This window comes from Bradyrhizobium genosp. SA-3 (genome assembly GCF_004212635.1).
GTDB lineage: Bacteria > Pseudomonadota > Alphaproteobacteria > Rhizobiales > Xanthobacteraceae > Bradyrhizobium.
The window spans coordinates 1-16,262 of sequence record NZ_PSRT01000166.1 but is presented as its reverse complement, the minus strand read 5'-3'; the positions used below and the strand labels follow the sequence as shown (position 1 = coordinate 16,262).

Annotated in this window: 26 protein-coding genes and 1 tRNA gene; 5 read left to right on the top strand and 22 right to left on the bottom strand. The window is 61.7% G+C overall.

Annotated features, from left to right (window positions below):
* The 13 genes from CWO91_RS36705 to CWO91_RS36650 form a co-directional block, all read right to left on the bottom strand.
* A partial coding sequence (locus CWO91_RS36705; RefSeq protein ID WP_130220327.1) for a phage tail tape measure protein occupies positions 1–1,798 on the bottom strand: 1,798 nt, incomplete at its 3' end.
* Positions 1,799–2,376: 578 nt separating this feature from the next.
* Positions 2,377–2,685, bottom strand: coding sequence for a hypothetical protein (locus tag CWO91_RS36700; protein WP_130220326.1), 309 nt, complete (start codon positions 2,683–2,685; stop codon positions 2,377–2,379).
* 65 nt (positions 2,686–2,750) lie between these two features.
* Entirely contained in the window at positions 2,751–3,605 is an 855-nt protein-coding gene (locus tag CWO91_RS36695) for a hypothetical protein (protein ID WP_130220325.1), read from the bottom strand.
* Positions 3,602–4,843 (bottom strand): S49 family peptidase, encoded by a 1,242-nt coding sequence (locus CWO91_RS36690; RefSeq protein WP_130220324.1) that lies wholly within the window; start codon positions 4,841–4,843, stop codon positions 3,602–3,604. Before CWO91_RS36690 ends, CWO91_RS36695 begins: the two co-directional genes overlap by 4 nt.
* Positions 4,840–5,067, bottom strand: coding sequence for a hypothetical protein (locus CWO91_RS36685; protein ID WP_130220323.1), 228 nt, complete (start codon positions 5,065–5,067; stop codon positions 4,840–4,842). The genes CWO91_RS36690 and CWO91_RS36685 overlap by 4 nt, the downstream gene beginning before the upstream one ends.
* A gap of 11 nt (positions 5,068–5,078) precedes the next feature.
* Positions 5,079–5,270 (bottom strand): hypothetical protein, encoded by a 192-nt coding sequence (locus CWO91_RS36680; protein ID WP_130220322.1) that lies wholly within the window; start codon positions 5,268–5,270, stop codon positions 5,079–5,081.
* 358 nt (positions 5,271–5,628) lie between these two features.
* Positions 5,629–5,802, bottom strand: a complete 174-nt coding sequence (locus CWO91_RS43450; RefSeq protein ID WP_165405967.1) for a hypothetical protein — start codon at positions 5,800–5,802, stop codon at positions 5,629–5,631.
* Positions 5,803–5,812: 10 nt separating this feature from the next.
* Positions 5,813–6,097 (bottom strand): hypothetical protein, encoded by a 285-nt coding sequence (locus CWO91_RS36675; protein WP_130220321.1) that lies wholly within the window; start codon positions 6,095–6,097, stop codon positions 5,813–5,815.
* 304 nt (positions 6,098–6,401) lie between these two features.
* Complete coding sequence (locus CWO91_RS36670; RefSeq protein WP_130220320.1) at positions 6,402–7,157, bottom strand: hypothetical protein; 756 nt, start codon at positions 7,155–7,157, stop codon at positions 6,402–6,404.
* Positions 7,154–7,393, bottom strand: a complete 240-nt coding sequence (locus CWO91_RS45635; RefSeq protein WP_433995598.1) for a DUF6074 family protein — start codon at positions 7,391–7,393, stop codon at positions 7,154–7,156. The genes CWO91_RS36670 and CWO91_RS45635 overlap by 4 nt, the downstream gene beginning before the upstream one ends.
* Positions 7,394–7,515: 122 nt before the next feature.
* Positions 7,516–7,794 (bottom strand): DUF6074 family protein, encoded by a 279-nt coding sequence (locus CWO91_RS36660; protein WP_130220318.1) that lies wholly within the window; start codon positions 7,792–7,794, stop codon positions 7,516–7,518.
* 128 nt (positions 7,795–7,922) lie between these two features.
* Positions 7,923–8,558, bottom strand: coding sequence for a hypothetical protein (locus CWO91_RS36655; RefSeq protein ID WP_130220317.1), 636 nt, complete (start codon positions 8,556–8,558; stop codon positions 7,923–7,925).
* 239 nt (positions 8,559–8,797) lie between these two features.
* On the bottom strand, positions 8,798–8,932 hold the full coding sequence (locus CWO91_RS36650; protein ID WP_245471488.1) for a helix-turn-helix domain-containing protein: 135 nt from the start codon (positions 8,930–8,932) through the stop codon (positions 8,798–8,800).
* Positions 8,933–9,115: 183 nt separating this feature from the next.
* On the opposite strand from CWO91_RS36650, the gene CWO91_RS36645 reads away from it, so the two are divergent.
* The 3 genes from CWO91_RS36645 (at position 9,116) to CWO91_RS36635 (ending at position 11,228) form a co-directional block, all read left to right on the top strand.
* A complete protein-coding gene (locus CWO91_RS36645) occupies positions 9,116–9,676 on the top strand; it encodes a hypothetical protein (protein ID WP_130220315.1) in 561 nt (186 codons plus the stop codon).
* A gap of 8 nt (positions 9,677–9,684) precedes the next feature.
* Positions 9,685–10,977 carry a site-specific integrase gene (locus CWO91_RS36640; RefSeq protein WP_165405966.1) on the top strand — a complete coding sequence of 431 codons (1,293 nt, stop codon included), beginning with the start codon at positions 9,685–9,687 and terminating at the stop codon, positions 10,975–10,977.
* Between the two features lie 161 nt (positions 10,978–11,138).
* A tRNA-Ser gene (locus CWO91_RS36635) sits at positions 11,139–11,228 on the top strand.
* A gap of 308 nt (positions 11,229–11,536) precedes the next feature.
* Here CWO91_RS36635 and CWO91_RS36630 read toward each other — a convergent pair.
* The gene (locus CWO91_RS36630) at positions 11,537–12,067 is read right to left on the bottom strand and encodes a hypothetical protein (protein ID WP_130220313.1); all 531 of its coding nucleotides are present in this window, start codon (positions 12,065–12,067) and stop codon (positions 11,537–11,539) included.
* A 369-nt stretch (positions 12,068–12,436) separates the two neighbouring features.
* Here CWO91_RS36630 and CWO91_RS43445 point away from each other — a divergent pair, with 369 nt between their 5' ends.
* A complete protein-coding gene (locus CWO91_RS43445) occupies positions 12,437–12,580 on the top strand; it encodes a hypothetical protein (RefSeq protein ID WP_165405965.1) in 144 nt (47 codons plus the stop codon).
* Positions 12,581–12,595: 15 nt separating this feature from the next.
* Here the strand turns inward: CWO91_RS43445 and CWO91_RS36625 are convergent, their stop codons facing one another.
* Entirely contained in the window at positions 12,596–12,820 is a 225-nt protein-coding gene (locus tag CWO91_RS36625) for a hypothetical protein (RefSeq protein WP_130220312.1), read from the bottom strand.
* A 109-nt stretch (positions 12,821–12,929) separates the two neighbouring features.
* Here CWO91_RS36625 and CWO91_RS36620 point away from each other — a divergent pair, with 109 nt between their 5' ends.
* The gene (locus CWO91_RS36620; RefSeq protein WP_165405964.1) at positions 12,930–13,487 is read left to right on the top strand and encodes an ATP-dependent Clp protease proteolytic subunit; all 558 of its coding nucleotides are present in this window, start codon (positions 12,930–12,932) and stop codon (positions 13,485–13,487) included.
* Between the two features lie 2 nt (positions 13,488–13,489).
* On the opposite strand, the gene CWO91_RS36615 is transcribed toward CWO91_RS36620, so the two are convergent.
* The 7 genes from CWO91_RS36615 to CWO91_RS43440 form a co-directional block, all read right to left on the bottom strand.
* Entirely contained in the window at positions 13,490–13,816 is a 327-nt protein-coding gene (locus CWO91_RS36615) for a hypothetical protein (protein WP_130220310.1), read from the bottom strand.
* Entirely contained in the window at positions 13,816–14,034 is a 219-nt protein-coding gene (locus CWO91_RS36610; protein ID WP_130220309.1) for a hypothetical protein, read from the bottom strand. The genes CWO91_RS36615 and CWO91_RS36610 overlap by 1 nt, the downstream gene beginning before the upstream one ends.
* The gene (locus CWO91_RS36605; RefSeq protein WP_130220308.1) at positions 14,018–14,224 is read right to left on the bottom strand and encodes a hypothetical protein; all 207 of its coding nucleotides are present in this window, start codon (positions 14,222–14,224) and stop codon (positions 14,018–14,020) included. The genes CWO91_RS36610 and CWO91_RS36605 overlap by 17 nt, the downstream gene beginning before the upstream one ends.
* Positions 14,221–14,619: a hypothetical protein gene (locus CWO91_RS36600; protein WP_130220307.1), complete on the bottom strand. Its 399-nt coding sequence runs from the start codon at positions 14,617–14,619 to the stop codon at positions 14,221–14,223. The genes CWO91_RS36605 and CWO91_RS36600 overlap by 4 nt, the downstream gene beginning before the upstream one ends.
* Positions 14,616–14,861 carry a hypothetical protein gene (locus CWO91_RS36595; protein WP_130220306.1) on the bottom strand — a complete coding sequence of 82 codons (246 nt, stop codon included), beginning with the start codon at positions 14,859–14,861 and terminating at the stop codon, positions 14,616–14,618. Before CWO91_RS36595 ends, CWO91_RS36600 begins: the two co-directional genes overlap by 4 nt.
* A 2-nt stretch (positions 14,862–14,863) precedes the next feature.
* Complete coding sequence (locus CWO91_RS36590) at positions 14,864–15,949, bottom strand: hypothetical protein (protein ID WP_130220305.1); 1,086 nt, start codon at positions 15,947–15,949, stop codon at positions 14,864–14,866.
* Positions 15,949–16,262, bottom strand: a 314-nt coding sequence (locus CWO91_RS43440) for a hypothetical protein (RefSeq protein WP_165405963.1), incomplete at its 5' end; no start/stop codon positions are given. The genes CWO91_RS36590 and CWO91_RS43440, both read right to left, overlap by 1 nt.

The window sequence follows — 16,262 nt, the reverse complement described above, 5'->3', positions numbered from 1 at the left end:
GCTCCGCAGCGGCCGCCGTGAGCGCGGCGGCGGACCCGTCCAGCGCGATCGCCGAGGACGACAAGCCGAAGCCACCGAAAATCGTCTTGCCGAATTTCCAGGCACCGTACAGGCCGCCGCCGGCAGCGGCGGCGGCCCCAGCGCCAACTGCCCATGGCGGAAGTTCAGCGGTGCCTTGAATTGCCCTCCCTGCCAGGTCAGTAGCCCACGTGAGAGCGCCGCCCTTGCCGTCGGCATCGAAGGCGCGGCCGATCGACGTTTCAAGGTTCTTCATCGCGCCTTCAAGGCGCGAGACTGCACCGTCGAAGCCGGACATGCGCTCGCTGGCGATCTTTTCCGAATATCCCTCGGAATGCTGTTCAATTTCGCTGATGATGTGCTTCAGCGTATCGCTGTCGCCAAGCGCGGTCGCGATGCGGCCACCCTGCTTCGACCCGAATAGCGCATTCGCCAGCGGCAGGTTGTTAGACAGCTTCGGCAGCAAATCCTTGATGAAGGCGTTTGTGTCGACGTCGTTGACCGACTTGTCGCGATACCGGCCGGCAGCGCCAGCGATTGACTTCAGCGACTTCGCATCGTTCCCTTCTAGCTGATCCCGCAGAAGCGCTGTCACTGCCGGGTTGAACTTTGCAGGATCAGAAATCAGATCTTTGTTCGAAAAGATCTTCGCAAGACCTGAGCGCGTGTCCTTATTCAGCTTCACGCCGTAGCGCGCCGCGACGTCTTCAGCGAAAGGATCGACGGCCAGTTGATCAGGGACGCGCTGATAGTTCTTGTAGTTCAGCCCGTTCGCGAGCAAGGCGGTCTTAGCGCCCGCCGTCGGCGCCTGCGCGGTCGCCATCAGCGCGCGGAAGGCGACGCCGGCTTCGTCGCCGCCGATGTTCGCCTTCTTCAGAACGCCGCCGAAACCCAGCAAGGACGCTTCGCTGATCTTGCCCATCCGGGCCGGCGTCGCGCCGAACTTGTACAGCTGGCGAAGATCTTCCGGCGTCATGCCGGACAGCTTCGCCGCTTTGACCTGGTAGTCGGCAGTTTGCTTCGCCGCCGCCTTCGCCGCTTCAAGCGTTGACGTGTCCTTCTTGAAGCCGAAGATAGCGCCTTCCATCTGTCGAGCGGCGTCTGGCAACGACAGGTCCAGAGACATGCCCAGCTGCGCAGCCGGATCCATCATGCCCATGACCTGATTTTTATTGAGGCCGCGGGCGGCAAGTTCGCGCTGGGCTTCCAGAACTTGCACATCGTTGTACTTCGTCCTGGCGCCCATGTGGATCGCCTGCGCCACAAGCGGCGCCTGTTCGTCATCGGACAGGCCCATGACCGCCTTACCGAAGCGGCGTTCTTTATCGAATTCTCGATAGGTGCGGATCACCTCGCCGGCGCCGTGCTTGACCTGATGCGCGAGGAAGCCGCCGGCGAGACCAGCGGCAGTGGACAGCATTTCGCGCCTGCGAGCCGATCGTTCGGACTTTGCCGCCTGCCGATCAAGCGCTGCACTTGTCCGCTCGACCGCGACGCGCAGCTTCTCTTGCTGCGCCACGGCGCGGTTGATCGGAACGCCGAATTCTTCAAGCCCGCGCTTCGCGTTGACGAATGCACTGCGCTGTTTGTCCAGCGCGGCAGCGGTCCGGCTGGCGGCTTGCTGCGCTTTCTCGTAGGAGCGGGCGAGCGCGGCGGCATCGCTCTCGCCTCGCTTCATTGCCTTCGCGGCCGCTTCGACGCCCAGCTGCGCTTCCCGGAACTTCGTCCGGGCGTCAGAGAAGCCGCCCTTAGCGGTCGCGAAGCGATCGATCGCGGCCATTTGCTGTTGCGCGCGCGTCAGCGATTTCGCCAGCGCGTCGACTTCCTTCGACGACTTCGCCGACTTGGCGATACCTTCGATTTTCTTCGCGATCTTGTCGAAGACAGCGCCGGTTTTGTCTTCGGCGCTGATTACGGCACGAGCCTCTATGATCTTAGCGATTGTCGCCTCCTTTAAAAAAACGGGCCGCGGCTTCCAGCAACGAAACCCGCGGCCCTAGACGACGCCGATCCTCAGGCCATGTCGAACAACCTGGGATGCGTCGAACTGCTTCACAGTGCTGCGTTCCGATCCGCTTCGCTCGCGGCGCCCGCAGGTGGACGACGGAACTGGTTTGCGCGCTCGTCGACGCAGTTGGGGCACCAATGCCGCGTAACGATCGCTGCCGCGTCGACTTCCAGTTTGTAGGCGCCCCATCCCGCCGGGGGCTCTGCGACATCAGATCCCGTGATCGTTGTCGCCGCGCCGCAGCTGTTGCAGGTAAATTTCGTGATTATGGTCATGAGTGCCCTTTCCCTGGGACCTCCGAAACGTCGCCGGACAGGCCGGCGGCGCAAGCTCAGATGCGCCGACTGCGATTATCTGAGCTTCATGCCGCGAGAGGTCAGGGCGGCGTCCCACATGGCCGACACGTTCTGACTGTTCTGCGGCTGCAACTGGCCGTGGTCGATGGACAGACCGATACCGCTGTCGCTGGCGCGGGCGCCGAAGGTTGCGATGGGAGCTACAGCAAGAGCGGCCTTGGCTTGATCGACCGACATATCGGTCGTGGCGGCCAGCGTCATCGCGAGCTTTTCGCGACCCTTGGCTTCCGGCAGCGCGTTGATCGCTGCGAAGCGGTTACGTTCAGCCTTGACAGCATCAGCGGCGGTCGAACTTTGGCTCATGAAATACCTCGTGTCGTTTTAGGTGGATCGGGGTAGAGGCAGAGAGTTTCCGCTCCGCTAGTCAGTTACGCAGCGTCGGATGCGGTGTCGTCGAGAGCGATGAATTCTTCGAGGACCGGACGTGCGGTCTTTCCCTTCTGGTTCGCCTCGATCGTGCTCAATGCAGCTGCGACCCCATCCGGAATAACGAATGCCCCATCAAAGAGCGGGCCGGCGCTATCCCATCGAGGGAAGCGAAGATCCGTCGAAATCGGCGCAGCGGATCGCGGATCTTCCGCCGGATGGTACCGAACGTGGCGGAAGCGTCGCTTTACGCACGGCTGCGGCTTTAGCGCGCCAAATCCAGCGAGCAAACTGCCGCCTTGAACGGCACCCTGATCGGCAACGCGGTTGCCATTGCTGGCGAAGCACCATAGCTCGACGGGCTTTATCGAAATCTCGACGCGAGGCAGCGCGGGAGCGCCGCGCGCGAGATCGTCCGCGTAGGGAAGCTGGGAAAAGCCCCCTGGTGCGGCCTTATTCAGAAGATCGGTGGCCGCCCGCGCTTCCGCCAATTCTCGAAGCACCGGGGTTAGGACATCCCAAGCCTTGCGAAGTGCCTTTTGCGCAGCAGCCGCTACCCTCGCGTTCACTTCCTCCTGCGCGGCGCGGCGCCGCTCGAACTCCTCGCGGGCGTCACGTTCGAGAGCCGCTTCGTGCTCAGCAGCGAGGATTTCCCGACGTTCAGCCTGTAGCGCCGCCTTGCGTTCTGCGGTGGCGATGCTCTCTTCGAGCCTGCCGGCCGCCGCGTCGTCGCCGTCGCGGATAGCCTCGCGACGCCTTGTTTGCAGATCCGCGAGGGCAGCGGCTCCGGCCGCAATTTCCTTATCGAGCGTGTCGATCCGGGCGCTCAGCGCAGCGGACTTTGACTTGAAGGTCATGGCGCTTCCTTTACGTCGAGTACAAGACCGAGCTGTGGGTCGCGCCCGCGGAGATCGGCGCGAAGAACCTCAGCTTCGGTCGGCGAATGCTCCAATATGGCCGCGATATTTTCGATCGGGATGCGGGTCTGGGACGCAAGGTGCTGGGCAAACTTTCGCCGGCCATGCGCTGCGGGCAGGCTCAAAACCCCGTCGATCCGAGCCATCGCAGCGGAAAGGCCAGCATCGGTCACGCTCAGTGCGAGGCCTTCCGCGCGCCCTTCGGCGCGCGCGGCTGCGAGATCAGCCGCTGTGAACGTCACCGCCGCCGGAGGCGGGGGGAGGCGGAGCAATTGCGCTGATGTCGTCAGTTCGGAGACAACAGCCTCAAAACTGCCGACGGCATCGGCAAGACCGACCGCGACAGCGTCGGCCCCGATGTAGGTTCGCGCTTCGGTCGCGCGAATTGCGTCTTCGCTCATACCCGGCCGCCCCTTGGCGACGCTGGCGACGAACAGGTCATAGAAGCGGTCGATTTCGGCCTGGAGCTCGCCTTTGACCTCTGTGCTCAGCGGCGTGTACGGATTTCCGTCGACCTTGCGCGCGCCGGCGTGGATCAGCGTCGGCTTGACGCCTTCCTTCTCCAGTCGTTTCGAGTAGTCGGCGTGAAGCATGACGACGCCGACCGACCCGGCGATGCCGGACGACGTTATGACGATCCGCGTCGCGCCGCTGGCGATCGCATAACCCGCGCTCGCGGCCATGCCGTTGACGATCGCGACGACTTCCTTCGTCTGCGCCGCCTCGCGAACAACGTCGGCGACTTCGAAGGCGCCGACCGCTTCGCCGCCCGGCGTGTCCAGATCGAGGATGATCGATCGGACGTCTTTGTCGCGCGCCGCGGCGCTGATCTGGAATTTCAAGCCTTCATAGCTCTGAAGGCCGGAATACGAACCAATCCAAGCGCCGCGGTTCACAAGGCTGCCCATGACTGTGATCAGCGCGATCCCGTCGGCTGTCGTCCGGTATGGCTTCCGGCCGGCTGCCGGGTTCTTGGGATCGTTCGGCTCGTAATTCCCAACAAACCTAGACGAGCCGGGAGCGGCCTTCTTGAGGTAATCGGCTTCGACCGCGCCGAGTGAAGCGCTATCGATCCCGATCCGACCGTCCAAGATCGACGCGATCAGCGACAGCTTGTCCGGATGGATCATGAGCGGCCGGTTAAGAACCCGGTCGGCGATGTGGTAGAGGACCGTCATTCGCCGGCGCCTTCAATTGCCACGCGCGCAACTTCGAGCGCGACCTCGGCCGAGTTGACCAGCTCCTTCGCTCGAATGGCGCCAATCAGGTCGCCGCCGGCCAGCGCCGTCCGGTACGCGCGCTCCGCTGCACGGAGCGCGGCCGCGGCGTCCGCAAGATTTGCCGCTTTTTTCGCGGGCGAGATGATTTTTTGAAAGTGCATTGCGTGAACGCTCCCCGGCACTGTTGCGACCGTTAGGTCACAGTTTCAGCCGATAGGACCTGTGCCGGCGTCTGCGTCACCGCGACGGAGACGGGATGACCTTCGGTTTGCAGAGAGAACGTGATTTTGGCGCCCGTGCCGGAAGGTGCGACATGCGTGACCATCGCCGTGTTCACGTAGACGGTCGTTCCGTCGCTCGCCGATGTGAGTTGTCGCCAAGACATGATGCGTGCTCCTTCCGAAGTGTCCCAACACAGTGGAAGCCACGCTACGCGATGAAGCAGAGAAAACGCGATCCTATAAAAATTCGTCGGCAACACGTTGGTCAACCGACGAAATCTGGCTTCGAGGCGGTAAGGAAACCGGAATTTTCAAAACTCGGAATATGCTCAAATATCGGGGCGCTTCGTGCCGCACCCGATCGCCGCCCGTCATACGGTCCCTAAGCGTTTTCACCATTGCCTTTGGATGGGCGCGCCGTGACGCGCGGAGGGGCCTAGCGTGCGTTGGCTGCGAGTACCCGCTACCGCGTCGTGTCCGACGGGAGCGCGCATCAGCGCGCCTCCTATGTGGCTTCATGGCTTACAGGGGGATCTCGTCGTCCAGTTCGTCGGGATATCGCCGGTTGATATCGTCGACGGCTCTCTGTGTCGCTGGCGGGAGTTTACCCGGGCGTCGCTGCGGCAGCTGGTCAGCGGTCTGCCGCAGTTGCTGGCCGAATTCGCCCGTGAACCACGCGTCATCAATCTTCGGCATTGCTTTCCTTTCAAGAGGTGAAGAGGTCTTCGGAAATGTCGTCGAATGCGTCGCCTTCGTCATCGTCGCCTTCGTCGCGGTCGCCATCGTCAGCCGGCGGCGCTATGGCGCGCGCAGGCGATGGACGGTCACGCCGGGTCTGAAAGGGGTCGCCGGCGATGACCTTCCACAGATCGCGTTCGAAGTCGTCGCGGATCACGACGATGGCGGCGTTTCCAAGTTTGCCAGTGAAATAGGTGTCACCGGCGGCAGTCCGACGTTGCCGCAAGGTGAACAGTTCGATGCCATCAGTCATGGTCGCGTCCCTGCGTTGATCTGACGAATACCGGGAGACTGCCCAGTCGCCGGCGCGCGCCGAAGCGCGCCCGGCGCTCGCACGATGTGGCCGAAATCCAATCGGGGGCAGGTGCTCACCGTTGCGGCCTGCCGAACCGTCGGCAGCAATCTTCTGAAGTAAGAAGAATTGCTGCGCACGCGGTTTTGATATCGATATCCGATTTGCGTGCGCAGCCTCAAATTAGGGCTGCGCACGCGTTCTTGATATCGTGCGGATATCGATATCAAGATGCGTGCGCAGCCTGAACCGGGGGAGGGTGGCATCAGCGAGTGCCTCGTTTGGCGATCTGCGCAATCGGCATCTTCGGCCCGGGCACAACACGCTTCTGAAGCCGACCTTCGTTGATGCCGTGTTCGATCGCGCGATGAACGGCGGCGGTGAGGGTTTTGCCGGTCAAACTTGCAAAGGGGATCGCCTTACCGCGCTTGAGTTCCGCGCAGATCAGGCTGACGTCGACCCATTCCCCCGGCGGCAAGATTTCAGTTATCGCGTCCGCTCGCCGGGCGGGCGCGGCTAACTCCGGCTTCCGGCGAAGGCGCTCACGCGAGCGTCGCTCTCGTTGCCGGTCGCGCTGTTTTTTCTTCCGGATGGCTTTCCGTTGTGCGGCGTCGACGTCGATCGATCCGATCGTCGTGAGGCCTAGAGCGGTGCGCTTCGCGTACGTGATGCCAAATTCGACTGCGAGCTCGTCCGCGCTGTAGAACTTTGTTGACGCGAAAGCCGCTTCTTTTGCGGCTCTGCGCTCCGCGCTCGGCATCCAAGGGGCGCGAAGCTCCAAAAAGTTGTCCATGCGCCGCTCTGCGTCAGCGCCGGTTCGGGCCGTGTGCAGCAGCCACATGTAGGCTGCGTATCGGCCGTCTTCATCGGGGGGCAGTTCCAGACCGTAGCTATCGCGATAGAATTTGTTCAGATCGCGCACCCGAAGCGGGGCGATATTGTCACGATCTGTTGCTCGACCGTCCGCTTTGGTTTTCTCATTCGCCGGGACGAACCGGCGAGCAGCCGCGGTGCTGCTCATTGGTCACCGCCTGGCAACAGCACCTGCCGCCAAATTTCGCGGCGAACCGCGCTTTCGACAGACCGCACTTCCGCGTCGATCGCCCCTTGATCGACGCCCATTGCCTCAAGCGTACGGCGGATAGCCCGAAGATTTCTCCGAACGTGCTGTTCGCCTCGTTCGGCGTCTCGCGCAAGGACGTAGGCGACGTGGCTCTTGATGAAGTCGGCCCCGCGAAAGCGACCCGGAAGAAGCATCACCTTCGCAGTCGGGCTGGCGATGTGGACGTGCAAGCGTGGATCGCCCTTCGGCCCTACGGGATCGGCCGGCGCGACTTCGCGCCGCGCTTCGCGTACTGCTCGCGACACGGCCTTTTCGTTCATGCTGCGCCCCATGTCGGGTGATCTTTGAAGACAATCTGCCAAGCGGCTTTCGCGAAGGCGCGGCAGTGCAATTCGATCTCGGTATCGGTGATGCCCAGATCGGCGAGCCGGCTCCATTCCATGTCCAAATGGCCGATGAGATATCCCTCGGCCTCATCCAGCGAGGACTTCTTCCGCATCTCGGCCGCGATGAATGCAACGATCCGGCAATGCCTCGACGACGGGAACGCGAATATCTGCGCAGAGTTGGCGCGCTTTGTGCGGCGCTGCTTCATCAGTCATGTTCCCGGCGGGAATGTGATTGGCGGGACGCCGGGTCCCGCCGGCCAATCGCGACGAGTAGCGCGATCCGGCCGGACGTCGCGATCCTGAAGAAATGCGAGAAGCAAAACATTGTTGAAGCTCACGATTTTGATTTCGAAGTGAACCCATTCAGCCGCGCTCGAACGTGGGACGGAACAGGCGCCTCAATCGGCGGAAGGTTCGATGCGCCGATCGCTGCGAGCTTTTCGGCAAGCTTCAGCAGCGTCGGTCCCCAGCCGCGCACGGCCAAACCGTCGAAGGTCATCCTGAGGCGCGTCGGATCGGCAGCGTCTCGCGACGCTACGTGCAGCTTGATGAGCCCGTAGAGTAGGGCCGCTGACGATGCGATCCAGTCTGCTTCCGCGACTGTCTTCGGAGTATCGCACTTTGCAATGAGGGTGTACGAAGCGCCCGGTAGCGTCGCATATCGCGGACCGCCCGACAGCTGCATAGCGTCGTCTATGGATCTGGCATCGATCGGACCGTCTGACGTCAGAGCCAGGGCAATGTATGCCGCGTGATAGCGCGGAATTCCCAAAAGATGTTCACCGCAGGCGATCATTGCGATCGCGAAACGATCATCGTCGTCGAAGAAGGCACGTCGGGCCCCTTTCGGGCGACCGCGCCGCTTCTGAGTAAAGGCCGCGTTCCGCTTTTCGCGATCCTCGCGCGTGCGCGTTCGGCGCGCGCCTCGCTTGCCTTGCGGGCCGGCCACTTGTTCGTTATCTGCGGGCATGCCGGCGTTTCCCTTAACGTCGGTGATCTTATGGGGCCTGCCTGCGTTGCCGCGCAGCGCGGGGCCCCGCGCTACTTAGGCGGCAGCGCCGCCCGGTCGTTACCGATCGATGGTCAGGTTTGGCGGCACGCCGGGAAGACGGAGAAAGAGCCGGCGTGCCGCCGGTGCCACCGCCGTACATCCGGGCGGGGCAGAGCGCCGACGGCGAGAACGCCGAGGGCGACAACTTGCAGCGCGCCCTAACGGACACCTGCCTGTTCAAGCATCTTGTCAAAGGCCGCTTTCGGCACTTTCAGCAGCCTGCCTATTTTGATGGTTGGAATTTCACCGCGCTTAGCAGCCTCGTACGCGGCATATTTCGTGATGCCGAGCATCTGACCGACTTCGGGCCAAAGGTCGTAAACGAGCCGTCGGCTCTCCTGTTCTGGGGTCGAATTCACACTCATAACGGCTCGCTCCGATTTCTGGTGATTGACCAGATATAAACTCGATTGAGCCGAACTCACAACATTTATTTCTGGACACTCACCAGAAATCTTGTCTAGTTTGGAATGGCCATGACCAGTTTGACCAGCCTTCTCCCGACTTTGGCGCCCCTTTTGGGGCTAACCGAACAGGCTCTGTACGAGCGCCAGCGCGCGCTTGTCCGGATGAGCCTCCTGCCCGCTCCAAAGGGCCGCGGACGCGGCAGCGGAGCGGAAGCCACGCCCGACACGGTCGCTCGTCTGCTCACCGCTGTTTTGGCCACTGACAACCTCTCCGATACCGACGAACGCGTCCAAAGGCTCGCCTTCGCGCCGTTCGTTGGGAAGAAGGGAGATCGTTGCCCCTGGACTGGGGCACGAACATTCGTTGAGGCATTGAGCTTCTTGCTCTCCGAGCAGGCAGCCATTCCGCCGGCGCCGAAGCTGGACGGTCACACGTCGATCCACGTCTATAGGCGGGAGCCAAGGGCGATGATTGTCTTCGGGTGGAAGCGCCGGCCGGGAAAAGGGACTTGCGAGTTTGGCCACCGTGATCGAAGCGGCGCGGTGGCTCTGCTGGTCGATGCGCAACTAACTTTCGAAGGCATCCAGATTATCCGTCAACTTCTGCTGCCAGAAGCAGCTGCGGAATGAGGCATCGAATGTCGAAAGAGCCAAACGGCCGAGCCGCAAAACGATCCCATGGCGAGGGGAGCATCGATCAGCGCGGGGAGGGTGTCTATCGCCTTCGGTACCGCGTGAACGGCAAGCGGTTCACCAAGACGGTCCGTGGTACGCTTGGCGACGCGCGCAAGGAATTGCGGGCGCGCTTACGTGACGCCGACACAGGCGATCACGTAGACCCGACGAAAGTGACCGTCGGCGACTGGATCGAACAATGGTTGGATGCTGGGGCGCCAGGTCGCCGACGCAAGAAGGTCAGCCAGCGGACCTTGGAACGCTACGGGCAGTTGCTGCGGACGCATGTGAAACCGGTACTCGGGCAACGTCCGTTGCAGCAACTGCGCGCGCCTGAGATCGACAAGCTTTACGCCAACATCGAGACCAGGGGCGAGATCGCGCCGAGGACGGCGCATCACGTTCATACCGTTTTCGGGGCCTGTCTAGCGACCGCCCATCGGAAGGGCACGATCGCCAGCAATCCCATGCTGCGGGTCGAGCAAGTCCCAAACCCCGAAGGGGAGATTTTCGATGATGAGGAGGCGGAAGTTGATGAGATCGGCGAGGGCCTGGACGACGCCGAGCTTGCTCGGCTGATCGCGGGCTTCGAGCCATCCAGCCTTTACCCCGTCGTCGTACTCGCCGCGGCCACGGGAGCGCGGCGCAATGAACTGCTGGCGCTTCGCTGGACCGATCTCGACATTGAGAAGAAGACGCTCCGCATTGAGCGCGCGTGGGAACAGACAAAGAAATTCGGCCTGAGGCTCAAACCGCCAAAGACTAAGCGCGGCCTTCGCACGATTGAGATCGATGATGCCACGCTAGCCATGCTCCGAAAGGAGAGGGAGCTTCAGCAGCGGATCCTCGCGGGCATTCCCGATGGGACAGTCTCGGTCGACCTATCGCTCATCAAGCTGCCGGCCGTCGCCCTGATGTTTCCGGCGGCGCCCGAACCCGGCGAGGACTTCGATTTCACCAAGCCGCGCAACCCGCGCAACTTCTCAAAGGAATTCGCGCGCCGGGCTGACTATCTCAGGGAGCAGGCCCGCAAGGCCGAGCTTCCCAGCTTTGGCAAGACAAGGTTCCACGACCTGCGAGGCATCCACTCGACGGCGCTCCTTGATGCCGGCATTCCTGTCCATACCGTGGCTCAGCGGATCGGCGATGACCCGGCCGTTCTTCTCCGGAGTTACGCGAAGCGGAAGCGGTCCAAGAATGCTAACCAGTCCGTCGCCGCGGCGCTTGGCGCCTTGGCGGCGAGCTTCTTGAAGTAGGGGGCACCGCGTCGCCTGACCTGTGATGTTCGGTGCGATGTTGCTTGCAAGCGGCGCCAATATGCGGTTGATGACCGCTACCACTCGTTGGGTCCAGAATGGGTCCAAGTTCGCGTTGCGTTCGGCTACAGCCGACGCTAAGCCATTGAAAATACTGATCCGGAAGGGTGGCCGAGTGGTTTAAGGCACCGGTCTTGAAAACCGGCGTGCCCGCAAGGGTACCGTGGGTTCGAATCCCACCCCTTCCGCCAGAATATCAACAAAATCAATTACTTGCGCCTGTCTTTGCCTCCCAGCGCACAAACGAACGTACAATCGACCAAGGCTTCGATCCTGACGTTTTCACCTCCTTGGGCGTGGCAATTTTCGCCGGTGCCATCGCCCTTCGACTGATCGCATACCGACTCAAACGGCGAGGCCCGCCAGCGTGAACCGGCGGGCCTGTCACAAACCTTTGGCATGAACTCTGCACAGTGAAAACCAACTGGGATTTCAGTGCTCAGTTTGAGAATGAAACGCTGCCGGGGGGACAGGGAATTTCGAGCCCGGCAGCGCTCTCTCAGGCCATCACGGTGCCGGTCCAGTCCCGCATGCCAACCTGTTCCAACAGGCCTTCCCAATCGGCAATCCCGCTCTCGGCGGGATCATCCTCCCGCTCTTCAGGCTCGCGCCCATCGTGCTCATGCTCGAGATCGTCGCAAGCGCCCATCGCCCAGCGGACTTGATCTAGAGCGCGGTCGAGAGAGCCTAGGGACGGCTCCGCATCCTCTGGCGGCTCGCATTCGTCGGCGCCGGGACCGTAGCCATACGGTACCGAACCGAACGAAGGTTCGAGATCCGGATCAGGATCGATGCCGTCGAGATATTCCAGCATCATATCGACCAGCTCCCGGCAGTTTCTGGCGTACTCGCTGCTAGGGTCGTTGTCCTGGTTATGATCCAAGACCCACCCCAGCCGCTCGCATATGCGCTCCCCGACGTTGGCGAGTCGTATGATGGCCTGGTGCCAGGCGGGGTGCACGGCAGCCGCGAGCGCGGCGAACGATTCCTGGGGCTCGCCAAGGGCGTCTAGGACGTGTTGGTTTTTCATGGTGGTTCTTTCGGTTTGGCTTCTCACAGCCGTTTGCCCGAAATCGGCTCGGGCAGCCGGGGGGTGAGAACCTGCCGAAAGACAGGTCGCCGCGCTTTTAAGCCGCAAGGCTCTGGACATGGCGCAACGCCCCCGGCATAAAGCCAGAACGGCGCGCCCGCCAAGGCGCTCCAGTAGCGCCCTAGCAAGCCCGCCAAGGCCTGCTGCGCTTTCGGCAGCCATCGACGCCAATCGACGGCCGGCCTATTTCGGTCCGGGTTCTCACACCCACGGACAGCTTACCCTGATTTGCTAACGAAATCACTCCCTCTCGGGGAGTTGCTTTCGTGCGCCCGCTCCGGTTGATTCCCGTCGGGAGGCTAGAACCCTATGTTCATGATGCTGATGGACGGACTGGCCGTTGTGGTGCTGCTGGGCCTCGCGGTGCTCGCGCTCATGTTTGCCGGCGCCGGGCTTGGGGCATTGATCGGCAACATAATTGCAGCACTGAAGCGCAAAAATCTGCCGCGCTAAGCAACAGGTCCGGCATCAATTCGTTGGCGGCTGGCTCTTTGCCGCCTCGGCTTGCGCAATGGCGAGCGCCTGGATCACATCGGGAAATTCCGAGAGAGGCAACGCGAGCCGCGCGACAACAACGCCTGTGTCATCCTGTCGGCTGTAGAGCGTGATGCGGACAACGCCCGCCATGATTTTCACTTCGTGGATGCCGTCAAAAAACAGGTCGGTGACGTTGTGAGGATCGATCACGTCCATGGCTCATCTCCACATCCATGCGGGATGATTATTGATAGTCATGCGGTTCAATTTGGGCATTGCATTTGAGCGCCCGTTTCGGTTGAGTGCCCGAACGGGGGGGGCTTCCATGGATCAGCAATCAGCGCCAACGACAAATAGCATCTACGCGGTGTTCGCGGGTGGAATTGACACGCAGGCTGTCGCCAAGTTCTTTAACTCGATGACCAGCGCCCAAAACATCGCGCAAAATCCCGAGTTGCACATCTTGTTTCAATCGTGGGGAGGGAACGTCTCCGATGGCGTCTGCCTCTACAATTTCTTCCGAACGTTTCCCGTTGATCTAACGCTCTACAACGCGGGAAATGTCAGCTCGATCGCAACAATCGCCTATCTCGGCGCGAAGAAACGTAAGGTTAGCACATACGCAACCTTCATGATCCATAGAACGACTTCCCCCGGTCAGCCGGCAACGGCCGAGCGCCTTAACGCCATCGCACACAGTGTTGTGGCCGACGATCAGCGCACCGAGGCCATTCTGCGCGCCCATCTCTCCCTGTCGGAGGACCAGTGGAGCGTCCACAGGAGCGCCGATCTGTTCCTGACCGCTAAGGAAGCCATTACCTGCGGGTTGGCTGAGTTGGGCGAATTTGCGCCGCCGGTCGGGACAAGAGTGTTCAATATCTAGCATCAGACGATCCCCCCAGAGGAATACTCCAGCCGCCGGTTGAAGTCGCCGCCGTCTTTCCGCTTTTGATGTGCCAGTACGCCGGCAATTCGGCGGGGATCTTGCCCGTTCAAAGCCACTGGCTTGCCGATCGGCTCGCCGCGATCCGTTGTCAGCGTGATGTGATCGTTTTCAACGGTGAAATAGGCCGGCGCCACCTCGCCGGGGTCATTCTCGGTCGGCCGCCGTACCGTAACGTAACACTCCTGCACGACGGGCTTGGGGCGGGCAGGGGCCTTAGCTCGCGCCTGCTTCTGCCCGTGTGCCTTGATCTTCGATGCCCAGCTCATCAGTGATACGAATGCTCCACTGGAACGTCAGTGTACGGCTCGGAATTGAGGATACGCCGTGCGGTCTCGATCGCCTGGGCGTCGTTTGCGTCCAGCCAGGCCCGCGCATTGTCGGGTGTCGTGCCGGCCCAATTCGCGAGATGGGCAACCAACGCGTTACGCTCCTCCACCTCAGCCCACAAGGTCGGATCGGCGATGCGATCAAGCAGCCCGGCCATCGCTTTCCTCAGCGATCAGCAATGCCGCTGCACAAGCGCAACGTATGCCGCGAGTGATGGAATTGCGGATAGAGCCGAGCGGGACGCCCGGACAGGTCTTCGCGACTTCGGCCGCTCGCTTGTCGATATAGGCGTTTGCATCCGCCATCGCTTCGCGAATGCGCTCCTCAACACTCTTGGCGACTTTCATGCTGCTTCCTTGATTGCCTTCAATTCGTTCTTGAGGTTGTCGCGCTCGCTAAACACGCGACGCATCGTAACCTCTCGCTGTGCTTCCTTGGCCGCGATATAGAGCTGCAAGTCATACGGCAGCGACTTGAAGCGCAGCTTGTGTTCCTTGTCCCAGGACCGCGGCGGCTCAACCGCCCCAATCTCCGTAACAAGCGTCGCCACCGGATGGCCTAGCGTCGGGTCGGCCAGACCGACCGTGTAGTGAGTGCGGGAAATCTCCTGCACTGCCGGCCAAACCTTGTCGATGCCGAGTGGGGTAATGTCCGCAATGAACCGCGCGACAACATGCGGCGCCACCGGGACCGGCTGCACACCGTTCAACGTGCACCAATTCTGAAACAGGCTTTCGGTCACCGGCCCACCTTGCGCAACCGCTCGTGCATCGAAGCCAGCGCCTTACGGTAGCGGAATTGCTTTGCGGCCTCTTCGACCGAATATTCCCGGTCTTCACCCGCGATCAACTCCAGATGCTCGACACGTTCAGCCAAACCCAGCTTGGCAAACTCCATCGCCATTTCGTCAGGTGTGGATTCCCTACCCGTGACATGCACCGAGCGGGATAGGTCTTGATCGATAAAAGTTCGGTTGTCGTCCATTGTCAGCCTTTCCGGCGCGCCTGGTAAAGCGCCACTGCATCGTCAATGCTTCCACTCTCGGCCAACCGAGCGGACAGAGCAGCAACTGACCGCGCCTCGTTGGCTGCCTTAACTGATCCGCGGGCGCCCGGCCTCTGCACCGGGGGAAGCGGCTGGCGTCCCGGCGCAGGTTTGGCGGCCTTGTCAACCAGGCGGAGCCGGCCAACATCCCACAGCAATCGCTGTACGGTTGCGCTCGCAAACTCGCTGCCCTGCATCAGCCTCGCAAATTCCTGGGCGTCGCCGCCGTATTCTTTGATTGCCTCGACGATCGCACCCTCGATCTCGGCGCGTCGGGCCTTCGGAGTGTCCTTGATCATTTCCTCGAAACGGTCGCTCTCTGCCTTGGCGTAGACTTTGAACTTCGCTTCGCGCTCGGCAGTCAGCTTGCCGTTCTCAGCACTGTATTGCTGGAACAGGTTTGCGATGCCGTTGACGCTCGCCCTGATTTGCTCGGCGCGCTGAGGATCATTCTGCGCAATTGCCGCGAAGGCTTGAACGCGCTGTTCGCCATCAAGGCCGGCGAGCTCGGGAAACTGGCTAAAGAACGTTGCTTCCGCCATCTGCGTTGCAGCCGCTAGGCCGCTGACGTGCTGGAGCCGGGCCGCCTCGGTCTCGGCCGTAACCTTCTGGATTGCATCCTTTACCTGGGGATGCTCCATCGCCTTTTCAGGATCAAAGGCCGGCTCTGCGACTTTCTCTTCAGTCGTTACGCCGCGCAGTTCGTCGATCTCTTTGCGGAAATTTTCGTCCTCATCCTGCTGAGCCTGGGTCCGCTCCGCGTCTATAGCATCGCTGCGAAGCTTCGCGGCCTGGTCCAGCGTGAGAGCTACGTTGTCTGGCAGATCGATCGGACTAAAAGTCCTAATCTCAGCTTCCGCAGTACGCGAAGCCGTGAGGTTGGCTGCGGCATCGTCTACGGTCAGCTCGTCCGGCTGCTCAGAGGCGCTATCGTCCTTGTAGGGCACGTAACCAGCGTCTCGCAAAAGCCCTTCCTCACCATAAGCCGTGGTGGTGAATTGCCCCGTTTCCTGATTTCGCTCACTCATCAATTGGCTTTCCTTGTGGGGAACATCTTCGGTTTCTTGGTTGCGGACGGCGCTGCTGCGATTGCACCGCTCGCCGCACTACGCGCACCGCGCGCCATTTCCTGCACGAACTGAATGCGGCGGACGGTCTCGCCGACAAGCTGCTCGAGCTCGGGGCCAGTCGTGTTGGCGCCGTTGCGCAAGAGAAGATCCGCCACAGCTTGCCGAACGCGCGGCGTGTTGCCGGTGACGGCATTCGATCCCGCGCTGATCAGGGAGCGCACTGCAGAACCATAGTTGCCGCTCAGCACATGCCCGACCACTGACGGGTCAA

Bases quoted from the DNA above. Each gene is read 5' to 3' on its own strand.
- CWO91_RS36595 (WP_130220306.1), bottom strand. From the start codon at position 14,861: ATGGACGACAACCGAACTTTTATCGATCAAGACCTATCCCGCTCGGTG.
- CWO91_RS36605 (WP_130220308.1), bottom strand. From the start codon at position 14,224: ATGAAAGTCGCCAAGAGTGTTGAGGAGCGCATTCGCGAAGCGATGGCG.
- CWO91_RS36630 (WP_130220313.1), bottom strand. From the start codon at position 12,067: ATGAAAAACCAACACGTCCTAGACGCCCTTGGCGAGCCCCAGGAATCG.
- CWO91_RS36615 (WP_130220310.1), bottom strand. From the start codon at position 13,816: ATGAGCTGGGCATCGAAGATCAAGGCACACGGGCAGAAGCAGGCGCGA.
- CWO91_RS36620 (WP_165405964.1), top strand. From the start codon at position 12,930: ATGGATCAGCAATCAGCGCCAACGACAAATAGCATCTACGCGGTGTTC.
- CWO91_RS43450 (WP_165405967.1), bottom strand. From the start codon at position 5,802: ATGCCGAAGATTGATGACGCGTGGTTCACGGGCGAATTCGGCCAGCAA.
- CWO91_RS43445 (WP_165405965.1), top strand. From the start codon at position 12,437: ATGTTCATGATGCTGATGGACGGACTGGCCGTTGTGGTGCTGCTGGGC.
- CWO91_RS36690 (WP_130220324.1), bottom strand. From the start codon at position 4,843: ATGACGGTCCTCTACCACATCGCCGACCGGGTTCTTAACCGGCCGCTC.
- CWO91_RS36650 (WP_245471488.1), bottom strand. From the start codon at position 8,932: ATGCTCGGCATCACGAAATATGCCGCGTACGAGGCTGCTAAGCGCGGT.
- CWO91_RS36590 (WP_130220305.1), bottom strand. From the start codon at position 15,949: ATGAGTGAGCGAAATCAGGAAACGGGGCAATTCACCACCACGGCTTAT.
- CWO91_RS36675 (WP_130220321.1), bottom strand. From the start codon at position 6,097: ATGACTGATGGCATCGAACTGTTCACCTTGCGGCAACGTCGGACTGCC.
- CWO91_RS36655 (WP_130220317.1), bottom strand. From the start codon at position 8,558: ATGCCCGCAGATAACGAACAAGTGGCCGGCCCGCAAGGCAAGCGAGGC.
- CWO91_RS36700 (WP_130220326.1), bottom strand. From the start codon at position 2,685: ATGAGCCAAAGTTCGACCGCCGCTGATGCTGTCAAGGCTGAACGTAAC.
- CWO91_RS36680 (WP_130220322.1), bottom strand. From the start codon at position 5,270: ATGTCTTGGCGACAACTCACATCGGCGAGCGACGGAACGACCGTCTAC.
- CWO91_RS36625 (WP_130220312.1), bottom strand. From the start codon at position 12,820: ATGGACGTGATCGATCCTCACAACGTCACCGACCTGTTTTTTGACGGC.
- CWO91_RS36660 (WP_130220318.1), bottom strand. From the start codon at position 7,794: ATGAAGCAGCGCCGCACAAAGCGCGCCAACTCTGCGCAGATATTCGCG.
- CWO91_RS45635 (WP_433995598.1), bottom strand. From the start codon at position 7,393: ATGCTTCTTCCGGGTCGCTTTCGCGGGGCCGACTTCATCAAGAGCCAC.
- CWO91_RS36610 (WP_130220309.1), bottom strand. From the start codon at position 14,034: ATGGCCGGGCTGCTTGATCGCATCGCCGATCCGACCTTGTGGGCTGAG.
- CWO91_RS36645 (WP_130220315.1), top strand. From the start codon at position 9,116: ATGACCAGTTTGACCAGCCTTCTCCCGACTTTGGCGCCCCTTTTGGGG.
- CWO91_RS36640 (WP_165405966.1), top strand. From the start codon at position 9,685: ATGTCGAAAGAGCCAAACGGCCGAGCCGCAAAACGATCCCATGGCGAG.
- CWO91_RS36670 (WP_130220320.1), bottom strand. From the start codon at position 7,157: ATGAGCAGCACCGCGGCTGCTCGCCGGTTCGTCCCGGCGAATGAGAAA.
- CWO91_RS36695 (WP_130220325.1), bottom strand. From the start codon at position 3,605: ATGACCTTCAAGTCAAAGTCCGCTGCGCTGAGCGCCCGGATCGACACG.